Source organism: Pseudomonas aeruginosa (assembly GCF_001457615.1).
Classification (GTDB): Bacteria; Pseudomonadota; Gammaproteobacteria; order Pseudomonadales; family Pseudomonadaceae; genus Pseudomonas; species Pseudomonas aeruginosa.
Window position 1 is genome coordinate 1,545,784 of record NZ_LN831024.1, and the last position, 16,987, is coordinate 1,562,770.

General features: G+C 66.1%; 13 protein-coding genes and 1 pseudogene. 11 read left to right on the top strand and 3 right to left on the bottom strand.

Annotated elements, in window-relative coordinates; translation table 11 throughout:
- Window positions 1–17: 17 nt before the first annotated feature.
- The gene (rnt, locus tag AT700_RS07135; protein WP_003092070.1) at window positions 18–692 is read right to left on the bottom strand and encodes a ribonuclease T; all 675 of its coding nucleotides are present in this window, start codon (window positions 690–692) and stop codon (window positions 18–20) included.
- A complete protein-coding gene (pyrC, locus tag AT700_RS07140; protein WP_003092068.1) occupies window positions 689–1,735 on the bottom strand; it encodes a dihydroorotase in 1,047 nt (348 codons plus the stop codon). Before pyrC ends, rnt begins: the two co-directional genes overlap by 4 nt.
- A 132-nt stretch (window positions 1,736–1,867) precedes the next feature.
- On the opposite strand from pyrC, the gene motY reads away from it, so the two are divergent.
- Together motY and AT700_RS07150 are read left to right on the top strand one after the other, a co-directional pair.
- Window positions 1,868–2,833 carry a flagellar protein MotY gene (motY, locus tag AT700_RS07145; RefSeq protein ID WP_003092066.1) on the top strand — a complete coding sequence of 322 codons (966 nt, stop codon included), beginning with the start codon at window positions 1,868–1,870 and terminating at the stop codon, window positions 2,831–2,833.
- Between the two features lie 117 nt (window positions 2,834–2,950).
- Window positions 2,951–4,168: an argininosuccinate synthase gene (locus tag AT700_RS07150; RefSeq protein WP_003092065.1), complete on the top strand. Its 1,218-nt coding sequence runs from the start codon at window positions 2,951–2,953 to the stop codon at window positions 4,166–4,168.
- Between the two features lie 91 nt (window positions 4,169–4,259).
- Here the strand turns inward: AT700_RS07150 and gloA are convergent, their stop codons facing one another.
- The gene (gene gloA / locus AT700_RS07155; protein ID WP_003110007.1) at window positions 4,260–4,646 is read right to left on the bottom strand and encodes a lactoylglutathione lyase; all 387 of its coding nucleotides are present in this window, start codon (window positions 4,644–4,646) and stop codon (window positions 4,260–4,262) included.
- 375 nt (window positions 4,647–5,021) lie between these two features.
- Between gloA and mexP the strand changes: the two genes are divergently transcribed.
- The 9 genes and pseudogenes from mexP to AT700_RS07195 all read left to right on the top strand — a co-directional run bounded on the left by mexP (window position 5,022) and on the right by AT700_RS07195 (window position 16,970).
- Window positions 5,022–6,179, top strand: coding sequence for a multidrug efflux RND transporter periplasmic adaptor subunit MexP (gene mexP / locus AT700_RS07160; RefSeq protein ID WP_003117521.1), 1,158 nt, complete (start codon window positions 5,022–5,024; stop codon window positions 6,177–6,179).
- Window positions 6,176–9,334, top strand: a pseudogene (gene mexQ, locus AT700_RS07165) (multidrug efflux RND transporter permease subunit MexQ). Before mexP ends, mexQ begins: the two are co-directional and overlap by 4 nt.
- Window positions 9,331–10,806 (top strand): multidrug efflux transporter outer membrane subunit OpmE, encoded by a 1,476-nt coding sequence (gene opmE / locus AT700_RS07170; protein ID WP_003117523.1) that lies wholly within the window; start codon window positions 9,331–9,333, stop codon window positions 10,804–10,806. Before mexQ ends, opmE begins: the two are co-directional and overlap by 4 nt.
- Before the next feature lie 597 nt (window positions 10,807–11,403).
- On the top strand, window positions 11,404–11,598 hold the full coding sequence (locus AT700_RS07175; RefSeq protein ID WP_003092060.1) for a heavy-metal-associated domain-containing protein: 195 nt from the start codon (window positions 11,404–11,406) through the stop codon (window positions 11,596–11,598).
- Window positions 11,599–11,826: 228 nt separating this feature from the next.
- Window positions 11,827–12,108: a hypothetical protein gene (locus AT700_RS30235; protein ID WP_161789441.1), complete on the top strand. Its 282-nt coding sequence runs from the start codon at window positions 11,827–11,829 to the stop codon at window positions 12,106–12,108.
- Window positions 11,999–13,036 carry an HOASN domain-containing protein gene (locus AT700_RS07180; protein WP_004345331.1) on the top strand — a complete coding sequence of 346 codons (1,038 nt, stop codon included), beginning with the start codon at window positions 11,999–12,001 and terminating at the stop codon, window positions 13,034–13,036. Before AT700_RS30235 ends, AT700_RS07180 begins: the two co-directional genes overlap by 110 nt.
- 32 nt (window positions 13,037–13,068) lie before the next feature.
- Window positions 13,069–14,055 carry an HOASN domain-containing protein gene (locus tag AT700_RS07185; protein WP_003112894.1) on the top strand — a complete coding sequence of 329 codons (987 nt, stop codon included), beginning with the start codon at window positions 13,069–13,071 and terminating at the stop codon, window positions 14,053–14,055.
- A gap of 30 nt (window positions 14,056–14,085) precedes the next feature.
- Window positions 14,086–15,519, top strand: a complete 1,434-nt coding sequence (gene purB, locus AT700_RS07190; protein ID WP_019371555.1) for an adenylosuccinate lyase — start codon at window positions 14,086–14,088, stop codon at window positions 15,517–15,519.
- Entirely contained in the window at window positions 15,519–16,970 is a 1,452-nt protein-coding gene (locus tag AT700_RS07195; protein WP_003092055.1) for a class-II fumarase/aspartase family protein, read from the top strand. The genes purB and AT700_RS07195 overlap by 1 nt, the downstream gene beginning before the upstream one ends.
- The last annotated feature ends 17 nt before the right edge of the window (window positions 16,971–16,987 follow it).

Consider the following 16,987-nt stretch of genomic DNA (forward strand, 5'->3'; position numbering starts at 1 on the left):
CCTAAGTGGGCCGAGGCTCAGTCGTCGTCGTCCATCCAGCCGCCCATTTCCTTCCAGCGGTTGACGATGCCGCAGAACAGCTCGGCGGTCTTCTCGGTGTCGTAGCGTGCCGAGTGCGCCTCGCGGTTGTCGAACTCCATGCCGGCGGCCTGGCAGGCCTTGGCCAGGACCGTCTGGCCGTAGGCGAGGCCAGCCAGGGTGGCGGTGTCGAAGCTGGAGAAGGGATGGAACGGATTGCGCTTGATCCCGGTACGCGCCACGGCGGCATTGAGGAAACCGAGGTCGAAGCTGCTGTTGTGGCCGACCAGGATCGCCCGCTTGCAGCCATTGGCCTTCAGCGCCTTGCGGATGCCGCGGAAGATCTCGGTGAGTGCCGCTTCCTCCTGCACCGCCATGCGCAGCGGGTGGTCAAGCTTGATGCCGGTGAATTCCAGCGCGGCCGGCTCGATGTTGGCGCCTTCGAAGGGCTCGATGCGGAAGAAGTAGGTGTGTTCCGGGAACAGGAAGCCTTTCTCGTCCATGCCGACAGTGGTCGCGGCGATTTCCAGCAGCGCGTCGGTGGCCGAGTTGAAGCCGCCGGTCTCGACGTCCACCACTACCGGCAGGTAGCCGCGGAAGCGGCGCGCCATCGGATGGCGCGGGCCGCTGGGGAGGCTGCCGTCGAATTCGTCGTCGAAGTTGTCTTCGCTCATGCCCCGGCCTCCAGCAGTTTCCAGCGGAGTGTCTCGCCGGCGCGCAGCGGCACCACGTCGAAGTCGCCGAAGGGGAGGCTGGCGGGCGCCTGCCATTCCTCGCGGACCAGGGTGATCCGGTCGGTGTTGCGCGGCAGGCCATAGAAGTCCGGGCCGTGCAGGCTGGCGAAGCCTTCCAGCTTGTCCAGCGCATTGCGCTGTTCGAAGGCCTCGGCATACAGCTCGATGGCGGCGTAGGCGCTGTAGCAGCCGGCGCAACCGCAGGCGGCTTCCTTGGCGTGGCGGGCGTGCGGCGCCGAGTCGGTGCCGAGGAAGAATTTCGGATTGCCGCTCACCGCGGCGTCCAGCAGGGCTTCCTGGTGGGTGTTGCGCTTGAGGATCGGCAGGCAATAGAAGTGCGGACGGATACCGCCGACCAGCATGTGGTTGCGGTTGTACAGCAGGTGATGGGCGGTAATGGTCGCGCCGACGTTGGCCGGGGCTTCCCGGACGAACTGGGCGGCGTCGCCGGTGGTGATGTGCTCGAAGACCACCTTCAGGGTCGGGAAGCGCTCGACCACCCGGCGCAGGTGCTCGTCGATGAACTGCTTCTCACGATCGAATACGTCGACCTCGGCGCGGGTCACCTCGCCATGCACCAGCAGCGGCATGCCGACCTCGGCCATCGCCTCGAGCGCTTCGAAGATATTGTCGATGCGGGTCACGCCAGAGTCCGAGTTGGTGGTGGCGCCTGCCGGATAGAGCTTGGCGGCATGCACAAAGCCGCTGGCCTTGGCGGTACGGATTTCCTCGGCGCTGGTGCGGTCGGTGAGGTACAGCACCATCAGCGGCTCGAAGCGGCTGGCGGCGGGGCGGGCGGCGAGGATGCGCTGCCGGTAGGCGTCGGCTTCGGCGGCGTTGCGCACCGGCGGCACCAGGTTCGGCATGACGATGGCGCGGCCGAAGGTGCGGGCGGCGTCGCCGACGGTATTGGCCAGCGCGGCACCGTCACGCAGGTGAATGTGCCAGTCGTCGGGGCGCAGGAGGGTGAGACGGTCGGACATGGGGCTTCCAGGACGGGATTTCGTGGGGGGAAATGCTACCGGAAAAGGGGGGGCGGGGCACTCGCTATCAAGTTTTGTCCGGGCCGTCCGATACATCCTTCGTATTTGGACGCTTTCCCGGAGCCCGCCGTCGTGCAGCCGCGCCTTCTTCTATTGCCTTTCCTGCTCAGCAGCCTGCCGGCGCTGGCGGTGACCTTCCAGACGCGGCTGGAGAGCGTCGAGTGGAAGGTCGAAGGCGACCAGTTCGAATGCCGCCTGTCGCAGCCGGTGGCGAATTTCGGGGTCGGCGAGTTCGTCCGGCGTGCCGGCGAGCAGGCGACCTTCCGCCTGAAGCCCGAGGCCCAGTGGCTGGGGCGCGGGTCGGCGACCCTGCTGGCTGCCGCGCCGCCCTGGCGACCGGGACAGGGCGACATCAACCTTGGCCAGGTCAGCATCGGTAGCGGCGAGGTGCCGTTCAACAGCAACCAGCAACAGGCCGGTCGGTTGCTCACCGGCCTGCTCGAGGGGCGCAGCCCGCTGGTCCGCCATCGCACCTGGCAGGGCGATCGCCTGGAGGTGCGCCTGCTGCCGGCGCGCTTCGCCAGCGTCTACAGCCAGTACCAGGCCTGCATCGCCAAGCTGCTGCCGGTGAACTTCGACCAGGTCAAGCTGGCCCAGGTCGGCTTCCCCGACGGCGGCACGGCGCTGAACGACGTGGCGCGAGCCAAGCTGGACATCATCCTGCAACTGCTCAAGGCCGATCCGAGCATCAACCGGATCGAACTCGACGGGCACTCCGACAACAGCGGCAACCGCCTGACCAACCGCGACCTGTCGCGCCGCCGCGCGCTGGCGGTGCAGGAGTACCTGAAGAGCAACGGGGTGCCGGAAAGCCAGATCAACGTGCGCTTCTATGGCGAGCGCTACCCGCTGGTGGCCAACAACAGCGCCGCCAACCGTGCGCGCAACCGCCGGGTCACCGTGCACCTGTCGCGCGAGGCGGTGGTCGAGCCGGCGACGGAAGCGCCGAAGGCCGAGGACAAGCCGGCGCCGCCCGCGGCAGAACCTGCCGCACCGAAGCCTCCGGCCGCCTCGCTTCAGGGAAAACCCACGGTTTGAGTCGCGCAAACGATAGAATCTGTCGCTTTTGCGTCTAAAGCTGTCGCCCCTCTGTAATTTCCCGAATGCCCTGCGTAGAATTGTCGCTTTTCGTGACGACCCCCGTGGAGTGATGGCATGGCGGATGTGAAGAAGGTAGTCCTGGCGTATTCCGGCGGCCTGGATACCTCGGTAATTCTGAAGTGGTTGCAAGATACCTATAACTGCGAAGTGGTGACCTTCACCGCCGACCTCGGCCAGGGCGAGGAAGTCGAACCGGCTCGCGCCAAGGCCCGCGCGATGGGCGTCAAGGAAATCTACATCGACGACCTGCGCGAAGAATTCGTCCGCGACTTCGTCTACCCGATGTTCCGCGCCAACACCGTCTACGAAGGCGAGTACCTGCTGGGCACTTCCATCGCTCGTCCGCTGATCGCCAAGCGCCTGATCGAGATCGCCAACGAGACCGGCGCCGACGCCATCTCCCACGGCGCCACCGGCAAGGGCAACGACCAGGTCCGCTTCGAGCTGGGCGCCTACGCGCTGAAGCCCGGCGTCAAGGTGATCGCGCCCTGGCGCGAGTGGGACCTGCTGTCCCGCGAGAAGCTGATGGACTATGCCGAGAAGCACGGCATCCCGATCGAGCGCCACGGCAAGAAGAAGTCGCCGTACTCGATGGACGCCAACCTCCTGCATATCTCCTACGAAGGCGGCGTGCTGGAAGATACCTGGACCGAGCACGAAGAAGACATGTGGAAGTGGACCGCTTCCCCGGAAAACGCGCCGGACACCCCGACCTACATCGAGCTGACCTACCGCAAGGGCGACATCGTCGCCATCGACGGCAAGGACATGACCCCGGCCGAGGTGCTCACCGAGCTGAACCGCGTCGGCGGGATCAACGGCATCGGCCGCCTCGACATCGTCGAGAACCGCTATGTCGGCATGAAGTCCCGTGGCTGCTACGAGACCCCCGGCGGCACCATCATGCTCAAGGCCCACCGCGCCATCGAGTCGATCACCCTGGACCGCGAAGTGGCCCACCTGAAAGACGAGCTGATGCCCAAGTACGCCAGCCTGATCTACACCGGCTACTGGTGGAGCCCGGAGCGCCTGATGCTGCAGCAGATGATCGACGCCTCGCAGGTCAACGTGAACGGCGTAGTGCGCCTGAAGCTGTACAAGGGCAACGTTGTGGTGGTGGGCCGCAAGTCCGACGACTCGCTGTTCGACGCCAACATCGCGACCTTCGAGGAAGACGGCGGCGCCTACAACCAGGCCGATGCCGCGGGCTTCATCAAGCTCAACGCGCTGCGCATGCGCATCGCCGCGAACAAGGGCCGCACGCTGTCCTGATCGATGCGCGCCGCCTGCGATGGAACGAAGAACCCCGGCCATGAGCCGGGGTTCTTCGTTACGGATTGCTGAAAGCGATAGCCGGGGCCGTTCAGGAAGACTTCTGGATCAGTTCGATCTTGTAGCCGTCCGGGTCGGTCACGAAGGCGATCACGGTGGTGCCGTGCTTCATCGGCCCGGCTTCGCGGGTGACCTGGCCGCCGTTGTTGCGGATGTCGTCGCAGGCCTGGTAGGCGTCGTCGACCTCGATGGCGATATGGCCGTAGCCGGTGCCGATCTCGTAGGCATCCACGCCCCAGTTGTGGGTAAGCTCGATCACCGCGGAATCCGCCTCGTTGCCATAGCCGACGAAGGCGAGGGTGAACTGGCCGTCGGGATAGTCGTTCTTCCTGAGCAGGGTCATGCCTAGCACCCGGGTATAGAAATCGATCGAGCGATCGATGTTTCCGACCCGGATCATGGTATGGAGAATGCGCATTTTCAGTGCCTCGAGCTTCACGGTCAAAGGCGGATTTTACCATGCGGCCGGCAACCGGCTGCGAGATCGGGATCGTCCCCGTCCCGGCGACCGGCCCTTTGCCGGACTTCCCTTCCTACAGGGTTTTTCGCCTCTTCCCTGAGCTGGCCGTCGATAGCCGGTCGGCCTGCCTCCGCCACCCTCCCGGGCTGCCCGCTGCGTCTCCGAGCGTGCCAGGTGTCCCGCCTCCGGTGAGCTGCCGAAAGCTCGCTGCGCCTTCGCCATGAGGACGGAAAAAGGGGGGTTGACCTTACCAAGGTGTCAAGGTCGATAACCGGCCACGGAAGCGGTTTCGTCCAGCCAGGCCACGCAGGCTCAGACCAGGAAGGCATAACAATGAATCTCAGACACTTCATCCGCATCACCGCGACGCTAGGCGTCGCGGCCCTTATCGCTGGCTGCGGGGAATCGGCGCCGCCCGGGGCGGCGAGCGCCCCGCCAAGCGTTCCCGTCGCCGAGGTGGTGGTTCGCCCGGTGACACCCTACGCCGAGTTCACCGGCTCGCTGACCGCTGTCGAGCAGGTAGAACTACGGCCGCGCGTCGCCGGCTACATCCAGGACGTTACGGTGCCGGAAGGCCGCCTGGTAGAGAAGGGCCAGCAACTGTTCCTCATCGACCCGCGCGTGTTCAAGGCGGCGCAGGATGCCGCCAGGGCACGCCTGCGCGAGGCCGAGGCCGCGGCGTTGCTGGCGCGCACCGAACACGAGCGAGCCGAGCTGCTGTATGCGCGGAAGGTCGTCGCCCGGGAGCGGCTCGACAGCGCCATCGCCTCGCGCAATGCCAGCAAGGCCCAGGTCGATGCGGCCAGGGCCGCCCTCGACGCGGCGCAACTGGATCTCGGCTTCACGCGGGTGACGGCACCGATCGGCGGGCGTGTCGGGCATATCCAGGTCACCGAGGGCAACTACGTCACCAATGGCGTCACCGCGCTGACCAGCATCGTCTCGGTCGATCCGCTGTACGTGTACTTCGATGTCGACGAGCGCACCTACCTGCAGGCCCTGGCGCCGACCCGCGGCAGGGAAGGCGAGCAGGCCCCCAGGGTCAAGGTGGCGTTGCTCACCGACGAGTCCTATGGACGAAGCAGTCGCCTCGATTTCCTCGCCAATGCCGCCGACCGCGGGACCGGCACGGTCCGGGTTCGGGCGGTGGTCGACAACCCGGACGGGCAACTGACGCCGGGGCTGTTCGCCAAGGTCAGGCTGGAGACCGGCAAGCCTCGCGAGCAGGTGCTGGTCGCCGACCATTCCATCGGCACCGACCAGGGCCGGCGCTATGTGCTGGTCGTCGACGAAGGCAACAAGACCCAGTACCGGCCGGTGGAACTCGGGCCGATGGTCGACGGCCTGCGGGTCGTCCGCCAGGGCCTGCAGCCGGGCGAGCGCATCGTCGTCAAGGGCCTGGTGCGGCCGGACATGCAGATCACGCCGCTCCTTGCGGAAATCGATGGCACGCCCGTCGACCTGTCGAAGACCGTGGGGGCCGCACAATGACATTCCCACGCTTCTTCATCGATAGACCGATCTTCGCCATCGTTCTTTCGGTGCTGATGATGATCGGAGGCATCGTTTCGTTCTTCCAGTTGCCGCTGAGCGAATACCCGGCGGTGACGCCGCCGACCGTGCAGGTGACCACCGCCTATCCCGGCGCCAACCCCGACGTGATCGCGCAGACGGTGGCGACGCCGCTGGAGCAGGCGATCACCGGGGTCGAGGGGATGCTGTACATGTCCTCGCAGTCGGCCACCGACGGGCGAATGATCCTGACCATCACCTTCGACCAGCACATCGATCCCGACATGGCCCAGATCCAGGTGCAGAACCGGGTCTCGCGGGTGCTCTCGCGCCTGCCCGACGAGGTGCAGCGGCAGGGCGTGGTCACCCAGAAGACCTCGCCGGACATCCTCATGGTGGTGCACCTGCTGTCGCCGGAGCAACGCTACGACCCGCTGTACATCTCGAACTACGCCTACCTCCAGGTGCGCGACGAACTGCTGCGCCTGCCGGGGATCAGCGATGTGGTGGTGTGGGGCGCCGGCGAATACAGCATGCGCCTGTGGCTCGACCCCGACCTGATCGCCGCGCGTGGGCTGACGGCGGGCGAGGTGATCGCCGCGGTTCGCGAGCAGAACGTCCAGGTGGCGGCCGGCGCCGTCGGCCAGGCGCCGGACTCCACCGCGGCCTTCCAGGTCACGGTGAATACCCTCGGGCGCCTGAGCGACGAAGAGCAGTTCGGCGACATCATCGTCCGCACCGGCGCCGACGGCCAGGTGACGCGCCTGCGCGACGTCGCGCGGATCGAGATGGGCGGCGATGCCTATGCGCTGCGCAGCCTGCTGGACGGCGAGCCGGCGGTGGCCTTGCAGATCGTCCAGAGCCCCGGAGCCAACGCGCTGGATACCGCCGAGGCGGTGCGTGCCACCGTGGCGAGGCTCGAAGGCAACTTCCCGGCCGGCCTGAGCGCGCGCATCGCCTACGACCCGACAGTGTTCGTCCGCGCTTCGTTGCAGACCGTGGCCACCACCCTGCTGGAGGCGATCCTGCTGGTCGTGGTGGTGGTGGTGCTGTTCCTGCGTAGCTGGCGTGCTTCGCTGATTCCGCTGATGGCCGTGCCGGTCTCGCTGGTCGGCACCTTCGCCGTCATGCACCTGATGGGTTTCTCGCTGAATACCCTGTCGCTGTTCGGCCTGGTGCTGTCGATCGGCATCGTCGTCGATGACGCCATCGTGGTGGTGGAAAACGTCGAGCGCCACATCGAGAACGGCGAGCCGCCGCTCCAGGCCGCGCGGCGTGCGATGGACGAGGTCACCGGACCGATCATGGCGATCACCTCGGTGCTGGCGGCAGTGTTCATCCCCACGGCCTTTCTCAGTGGCCTGCAGGGCGAGTTCTATCGTCAGTTCGCCCTGACCATCGCCATCTCCACCATCCTGTCGGCGCTCAACTCGCTGACCCTCAGCCCGGCCCTGGCGGGCCTGCTGTTGCGTCCGCGGCCGGCCGGAGGTGCGGTGGCGGGCGCTTCCAGCGACTGCTCCAGGTCCTCGGCCGACCGTTGCGAAATGCCCCCGAGGCCTACGGCAACGCGGTGCGCAAGGTGGTGCGGGTGAGCGGCCTGGCTCTGGTGGTGTATGGGGCCTGCTTGGCCTGACCTGGGTCGGTTTCCAGGCGGTGCCACCGGGCTTCGTGCCAATGCAGGACAAGTACTATCTGGTCGGCATCGCCCAGTTGCCGAACGGAGCGTCGCTGGAGCGTACCGATGCGGTGGTCAGGCAGATGTCCCGGATCGGCCTCGAGGAGCCGGGGTGGAGAGCGTCGTGGCCTTCCCGGGCCTGTCGGTGAACGGTTTCGTCAACGTGCCGAACGCCGCGGTCATGTTCTTCATGCTCGACCCGTTCGAATCGCGCACCTCCGCCGATCTCGCCGCGCTGGCCATCGCCGGGCGCCTGCAAGCCAGGTTCGCCAGCATTCCCGACGGCTTCCTCGGGGTCTTCCCGCCGCCGCCGGTACCGGGGCTGGGAACCATCGGCGGCTTCAAGATGCAGGTCGAGGATCGCGGCGGCGCCGGGCTGGAAGCCCTGGCCAGGCAGACCCAGGTGCTGATGATGAAGGCCACTGAGTCCGGCCAGCTCGGGGGCTTGATGACCAGCTTCGATATCAATGCCCCGCAGCTCGAGGTGGTGGTCGACCGCACCAAGGTGAAGAGCCAGGGCGTTCGTCTGGCCGATGTGTTCGAGGCATTGCAGGTCTACCTCGGCTCGCTGTACATCAACGACTTCAACCGCTTCGGGCGCACCTACAAGGTCACTGCCCAGGCCGATGCGCCGCACCGCATGCAGGCCGAAGCCATCGGGCGCCTGCAGGTACGCAATGCCGCCGGGGCGATGTTGCCGCTGTCCTCGTTCGTCACCGTGACGCCCAGCTCCGGTCCCGACCGGGTGATCCACTACAACGGCTATCCGTCGGCGGATATCAGCGGCGGCGCGCTTCCCGGCGTCAGTTCGGGACAGGCGGTGGCGTTGATGGAGCGCCTGGCCGGCGAAGTGCTGCCCGAGGGCATGACCTTCGAATGGACCGACCTGACCTACCAGCAGAAGCTGGCCGGCAACAGCGCGCTGTTCATCTTCCCGCTGTGCGTGCTGCTGGCCTACCTGATCCTCGCCGCGCAGTACAACAGCTGGCTGTTGCCGCTGGCGGTCCTGCTGATCGTGCCGATGTGCCTGCTCAGCGCGATCGCCGGGGTGTGGCTGATGGGCGGCGACAACAACGTGTTCGTCCAGATCGGGCTGGTGGTGCTGGTCGGCCTGGCGGCGAAGAACGCGATCCTGATCGTCGAGTTCGCCCGCACGCTGGAGGCCGAGGGCGCCCGTGCGCTGGAGGCGGTGGTCGAGGCTTGCCGCCTGCGCCTGCGGCCGATCCTGATGACCTCGCTGGCGTTCATCGCCGGCGTGGTGCCGTTGGTCATGGCCAGCGGCGCCGGAGCGGAAATGCGCCAGGCCATGGGCGTCGCGGTATTCGCCGGGATGCTCGGGGTGACGCTGTTCGGCCTGTTCCTCACGCCAGTGTTCTACGTACTGGTACGGGCACTGGCGGCGCGCCTGGAGCGACGCGCCGGCGGCAGCCTGGCGCATCTGGAGGGAGGCCGTCCATGAAGCCATACCTGCGGTCTTCGTTGAGCGCGCTGATCCTGCTGGGCGGCTGTGCCGCGGTGGGGCCCGACTATGCGCCGCCGAGCGCGTCCGCACCGGCCAGCTTCGGCGCGATGCCGGCGGGTATCGATGGCGGTGGCGTGGAGATCGAGTGGTGGCGCGGGTTCGACGAGCCAGACCTGGAGTCTCTGATCCAGCGGGCGCTCGCGGCGAACCTCGACATCGCCCTTGCCGGCGCGCGCCTGGACGAAGCGAAGGCGCTGCTGCGCGAGAACCGCGAAGAGTTCCTGCCGCGCGGCGGCCCGGCGTTCGATTACCAGGCCCGGCGGCGCGGCGAGGTGGAAACACCGGCCGGCCAGCAGCGCGACATCGAGACCTATCGCGGCGCGCTGGATGCTTCCTGGGAAATCGACCTGTTCGGCCGGGTGCGGCGCTCGGTGGAGGCCGCCGAGGCGCAGGCGGGCTCGCGCGAGGCCCTGCTGCGCAACGTGCAGGCGAGCGTCGCGGCTACGGTTGCCATGACCTGGTTCCAGCTACAGGGCATCGAGGCCGAACTTGCGGTGGTCCATGACATCGCCGGCAACCAGCGCGACAGCCTGGAGATGGTCGAACGCCTGGTCAGCGCCGGCTCCGCCCACGAGTTCGACCGGTTGCGCGCCGAAGCGTTATTGCACAACGTCGAGGCGGCCGTGCCCGACCTCGAACGGCGCCGCGCCGCCACCCGCAATGCGCTGGCCGTTCTCCTTGCGGAAGCCCCGCAGGCCTTCAGCCCGCCGGTCGCCCGTGCCTCCGGGGAAAGGCTGACGCTCCGCACCCTCGGGGTCGGCGACCCGGCGGGACTGCTGGCGCGTCGCGCCGACATCGCCGCGGCCGAACGCAACCTGGCGGCCGCGACCGCACGTATCGGCGTCGAGACCGCGGGGCTGTATCCGCAGGTCGAGGTACGCGGCTCGATCGGCCTGGTCGCCGGCAATCTCGATGCTTTGGACGAGAGTGGTACGTCCTTCAACGTCCTGAACCCGGTGATTCGCTGGGCGTTACTCGACCGCGGTCGCGTGCGGGCGCGGATCGCCGCCAGCGAGGCCCGTGCGCAGGAGGCATTGATCCTCTACGACCGGACGGTGCTGCGCGCCCTGCAGGAGACCGATGATGCCTTCAACGGCTATGGCGCTGCCGCTGACAGGCTCCGCCTGCGCCTGCTCGAGGCGACGGCCAATCGCGAGGCGGCGCGCCTGGCCCGGGAACGCTTCGTCCAGGGGGACGGCGAGTACCTGGACGTGCTCGAGGCGGAACGCTCGGACTACCTCAGCCGGCGCGCATTGAGCATCGCGCGCACCGAGCAGCGCCTTGCCGTCGTGGGTATCTACAAGGCGCTGGGTGGTGGCTGGGAAGCCTGCGCGGGGGCGCGGCGCTGTGGCGTGGCTACCGACGATACCTCTCCAGGCGTGGCACGGCAGCGCGACAGTCGCTCCTGATCAGCCGCCGGCGGTTTCCGGCCGCCGGCCTTCGCTCGACTGCCTGGGTCGAGGGCCGTGCGGCGCGTCCTCCGGTTATTTGGCGAACCCCGGGAGTACGGATTGCCTGGCGCGGATCGCTCGTCCCTGTCCGCCTTATCGATAAGTCGGTTCCGAACTCTTTTTCGGTAGTTCATTCAGATGGATGAGTGAAGAGGGCAGATGGAAAGTATCTGCTCGGGACTTCAATGTTCAGAAGAGTGGGGAAGTATTACTTTCTCATTGTTCTTCAGGTACGTTCCGGCTGCCCGCCGTTTCTTATTGAACGAGGTCACTCCTGTGCCTCTGCGCTCGCGCCGCACGGAGACGTCGAATACATATCGTCGAGAGGTTCTTCAGTGGTGAGTGGAGCTGGCTGAGGCGGTATCTCGGTTGCCTGGCGGAGTTGTTCTATATGTTCGTTCTTGGCTTTGCCCGTTGTTTGAAGTTTGCGGAATAACCTCTGGAACTATTCATATGAATTTTTGAAAGTTTGGTTTACCTGAGAGATTTATGAGTTGACCTTGTCACGATGGCAGGACTCATGGTTCGCAGGAGTCAACAAACCAGGAGGTTGCGATGTTTTCTTTCCATATTCCGAACATGACCTGCGGCGGTTGTGCCAAGACTGTCACCCGTATCCTGCACGGCGTCGATCCCCAGGCGCGCGTAGAGACCGATCCCCCTCGGCGCGAGGCTAGGGTCGAGAGCACTCTGGACAAGCACGCATTCCTCGAGGCGTTGAGCGAGGCCGGTTATCCGGAGGGCCGTTGAGTGCATGGGCATGACGCAGGCGTAGGGTCGGATAGTAGCGTTTCGCCCAGTGCCGGCAATAGGAAAATGATTTTCATTGAAGTCTGCGCGCCATATGCCATCAATGGCGCTTGGCTATTGTGGAAAGAACGCTTTGGAATTTGTAAATCAATATTTCAGTCGGCCGCGAGGTGACAGTTATGTGAACGGAAAGAGGCGCTGACAGGAAACCCTAAAAGTTATTCTCCGATGGATTCGCAGGCCTTTAGCTCGGGGTTTTTCGCAGCGCATCCAGTGTTATCGAAGAGCACCTTTCGGCGAACTCCGTTGTCCGCCGAGAAGGCCGCTGCATTGCTTGACCTTGCCACCGTGGCAAGCTTTACGGTCGCCCCGCACAACAACAAAAACAAGGGTGATCCAAATGACTTCAAATCCGTTACAGCAATGCTGCAGTTCTTCCTCCGATATGAATATCCGTTCCCAGCGGACAATGTCGGAACCTGCCCGAAATGCATCGGCTCTCCTGGCTGAAGCCTTGAAACCCGGTGCCTCCCTGGACCAGATCACGCTCGCGCTCGAGGCGATTCTCGCGGTCACGGCCAAAGGCCTGGGCGGCGATGCTTCGGCTTACGCGCAGTACCAGGCGTTGCTCCTGGAACTGCACGTAGGCAGCGATCCGCATACGGAGCCGACCCGCCGCTGGATGGCGAGCCAGGTCTACCTGGTCGAGGATCGTTTCGCTCCCGAGCCGGCCGGTTTCAGCGCCGTCCCGGTGGAGGAGTTCCGCAAGAAGGTCGACGCCGAGATCGAGGCGCGCAGCCGGGTGCGCCATCCCATGTCGGTCCACCTGTTCCAGGGCACGCCGCCGGTCGAGGACGTGCGCTTCTTCCTGGAACACCATTGGGTCCGTTCCTACAACTTCTACAGCCTCCTGGCGGAGCTGGCCTTCCGCTTCGAAAACATCGAGGACGCCTCGGTGTTCTACCGCAACCTCTACGGCGAGGCCGGGGCGGAGACGCCGGAGCGCTCGCACCCCGCGTTGCTGTCCCACCTGATGACCTACTTCGACATTCCGCTGCGCATCGATTTCCCGGCGCTGCATCCGCTGGAGAAGGCCTACCTCAACAACCGTATCCGTTGCGTGCGGCACACCGATGTCGCCTGGGGCCTTGCGCTCCTGTACGCGGTCGAGTCGGTGAGCTGCGTCAACCACCGGCGCATCTACGAACTCCTGCAGCGCCTGGGCGTGCCCGAGCAACCCAGCGAGTTCCATCGCCTGCACGGCACCCAGGACGAGATCGATACCGAGGAGATGTGGGCGCTGATCGCCAAGTTCGCGCCGAGCGAAGACTTCCAGCGCCAGTTCATGCAGTCGCTGGCGCGCCACTTCGAAATCAACCGGGCCTACTTCGACCTGCTCTGGGAGCAGATGCAGGCGAATTCCCTGGCCATGGCCTGATGCCTATCCAGAACAAGAACAAGGAGTACAGGATGAATACCCGCAATTTTTCCCTGCCGCAGTTGCAGAACCTGCCCATCGAAGAAGCACGCATCGTTGCCGATGCGCTGGCCGTCCACGCTACTTCCCGCCAGATCGATAGCGCCGCGAGCAAGCTGGCCGCGCTGGCCGAGGCAGGGCTCAAGGGCGACCGCCAGGCCTATGCCGCGTACCAGCAGTTGCTCTACGTCCTTTCGTTGAGCGACGACGTGGCGACCGCCCAGACCCGGCGCTGGCTGGCCCGGGCGATCTATCGCGTCGAAGAGCGTTTCATGCCCGCCGCCGATCTTTCCAGGGCGTTGTCCGAGGAGGATTTCCAGAAGCGACTCGAACAGGAAATCGCCGCGCAGTCCCGCGAGCGGCACCCGATGTCGCAGTACGTGTTCTCCGGCTCGGCCTCCCGCGCGCAGCTCCAGGTGTTCCTCCGTCACCAGTGGTTCCGCACCTTCCGCCTGTACCGCGATGCGGCCGACCTGTTGGTCAACCTGACCGATGTGGACGAGGCCGCGGCGCTCGCGCGTTACCTCTATGGCGAGTTGGGCGAGGAAGACGAAAAGGGTTCGCATCCGCGCCTGCTGGCCAAGCTGCTCGAGGCCATCGGCCTTGAGGCGGACTTCCAGGCCGTGTCGACGATGCCCGAGGAAATCGCCTACCTGAACAATCGCGCCCGTGCCTTCCGGCATGCCGAGGTCGGTTGGGGGCTGGCGGTGTTCTACATCACCGAACTGGTCGTGCCGGGGAACCACGAAAAGCTCTATCGGGCCCTGCTCCAGGCCGGCCTGAGCGAGGACCAGGCGGAGTACTACAAGGTCCACATCAGCCTCGTACCGCCGCGGGCCAAGCGCGAATGGCAACTCATCGCGCGGCGGATTCCGGACGTGCAGTTCCAGAATGCGTTCCTGACCTCGCTATCGCAGCACTTCCGTGTGGAAAGGGCCTATTACGACGCGATCTGGGAAGAGATGCAGAGCGTCAAGTGACTTCCACCGGGACAAAGCGAGCACTCGAAAATGCCAAGTCACATTACGGAATCCCGTATACACGGGGGCGCCTACTCGTCCCCGGCATTCGCCGCGATCTTTTCCGATACCAACCAGGTGCGGAGGTGGCTGGATGTCGAGCGAGCCTTGGCGGCGACCCAGGCCGAGATGGGCATCATCCCCCACGAGGCGGCGCGGGAGATCGACCGCGCCGCCCAGGTGGAGCGCTTCGACCTCACCCAACTGGGCCGCGAAAGCCTGGAGACAGGGCACCTACTGGTGCCTACCATCCGCGCCCTGGCGAGGTCGTGCGAGGGTAGCTGGGGGGAGTACGTGCACTATGGCGTGACCACCCAGGACATCCTCGACACCGGGCTGATGCTGCAGGTCAAGGAAGCCTGGGGCCATGCGCTCGGGCTCCTGCACTCGATCCGTGGCCATCTGCTGGCGCTTGCCCTGCGCCACCAGCACACGCCGATGGTTGCACGCACCCACGGGCAGCAGGCGCTGCCCACGACCTTCGGCTACAAGGTCGCCGTCTGGGTGGATGAAATCGACCGTCACCTGGCGCGCTTCGACGAAGCGCGCGAACGCGTCCTGGTCGGCAACCTGACCGGTGCCGTGGGAACCCTGGCGTCGTTCGGCGCCCAGGGCTTCGAGCTACAGCGGCGAACCCTGGCCAGGCTTGGCCTCGGCGCGCCGTCGACCAGTTGGCACAGCGCCCGGGACCGGGTGCTGGAGGTTGCCGGGTTGCTGGTCCAGGTGTCGGTGACGCTGGGCCGGGTGGCGAACGAGATCTACCACCTGCAGCGCAGCGAAATCGACGAGGTACGCGAGGGCAGCCGGCCGGGACAGGTGGGCAGCAGCACCATGCCGCACAAGCGGAACCCGTCGTCGGTCGACCTGGTCAGCGCGCTGTCGCGGCTGGTGCGGGCACAGATGGTGGCGCTCACCGATGCCGCGTTCCAGTTGCACGAGCGCGACGGCACCGCCTGGCGCATCGAGTGGGCGGCGTTGCCGGAGCTGTTCGTCTACGCCGGCGCCTTGCTGACCCGCATGGAGGCGGTGCTGGCCGAGGGGCTCGAGGTGCGCGAGGAACGCATGCGCGCCAACCTCGACCTGCTGGGTGGGCTGATCCTGTCGGAGCGGGTCATGCTCGCGCTGGCGGGGCAGTTCGGCAAGCAGACCGCCCACGAACTGCTCCATGAGATAACCCAGGCCTCCCAGCGGCAGGGCGTTCCGTTCCGCGAGGCGCTGCTCGGGCAGCCAAGGTTGCGCGGCTGTTTCAGCGCCGAGGCGCTCGAAGAACTGCTCGACCCCGTCGGCTACGTCGGCCTCGCCGCGGAGATGGTCGACCTGGTCGCCGGCAAACCACGAACCGGCGCGTCGGGCGACAGGCCCGAAGGCGCCGCCTCTTCCCAAGGAAATCCCGGTCAGTCCCAGTACGTGATGGAGGATAGGTGATGGATGCTGAATCGCTGGAAATGCTTGCCCGTTCCTCGTGCACCGCGCATCCGCAGAGCTTCGGCGGCGCACCGGCCGAGTCGTCCTGCAAGCACGAACACAGTCACATCGTTGACTCTAAAACCCATGGCGGCGGCTACGCCGGTCCGGTGAGCCGCCGGATCTTCTGTAGCCACTGCCGCCTGCAACGCTGGCTCGACGTGGAGGCGGCGCTGGCGCTGGCGCAGGCCGATGTCGGCGTCATTCCGCCCGAGGCGGCGCTGGAGATCGCGAAGGCCGCCAGGCTTTCGGCCGTCGACCTGCAGCAGATCGCCGACGGCGTGGCCAGCACCGGGCACTCGCTGATGCCCCTGCTGGGCGCGCTGCAAAGGAACTGCAGCCCCAGCGCGCGCGAGTACGTGCATTTCGGCGCGACCACGCAGGATATCCAGGACACCGCGCAGTCCCTGGAAATGCGCGATGTGCTGGATGAAACGGAGCGGGCGCTGGACATCCTCCTGGACCGGCTCTCGGTGCTGGCGAGCGGGACCCGCAATGCGCTGATGGTCGCCAGGACCCACTCGATCCCGGCGTTGCCAACCACCTTCGGGCTGAAGGTGGCCGGCTGGATCGACGAGTTGCTGCGTCACCGCGAACGCCTGGGCGAGGCGCGCAAGCGGATCCTGGTGGTGCAACTGTTCGGCGGCGTGGGCACGATGGCCGCCTTCGGCGACGAGGCCATGCTCCTGCTCGAAAGCTTCGCGCGGCGGCTGTCGCTGGACGTGCCGCTGGCGGGTTGGCACGTGTCCCGCGACCGGGTTACCGAGTTCGTCAGCACCCTGGCCATGGTCACCGCGTCCCTGGCGCGGATCGCCGACGAGATCCGCACCCTGAACCGCTGGGAGATCGGCGAGCTGGAGGTGGGCTGGACGCAGCAGCAGATCGGTAGCAGCACCATGCCCCACAAGCGCAATCCGGAAGGCTGCGAGCAGGTCGTGGTGCTGGCCCGGCTGGCCAAGGCCCAGGTCCTGCTCGCGTTGGACGCCATGATCCTCGAGCACGAGCGGGACTACCGCGGCACGCGCCTGGAATGGTGTGCGGTGGCGGACGTTTCCCACTATGCGCTGATGGCGCTGTCGCTGCTGACCGACACCATCGACGGGCTCACGGTCCACGACGAGACCATGGCGCGGACGGCGAATGCATACAGCGATGCGATCTGTACCGAGGCGTTCGTCTTCGAGATGGCCAAGCAACTGGGCAAGAGCAGCGCTTACGAAATCATCTTCGAGATCACCCAGGCCTGCCAGCGCAAGCGGATTCCGATGCGCCAGGCGCTCGAGTCGGATCCGCGGGTGGGCGCCGTCATGCCGAAGGAAACCCTGGCCAGGCTGTTCGAGCCGCGGACCCATCTCGGCATGGCCGGGACCATCGTCGACAAGGTGCTGGACAAGGTCGCCAGCCACCACTGAATCACCCGCCGCCAGAG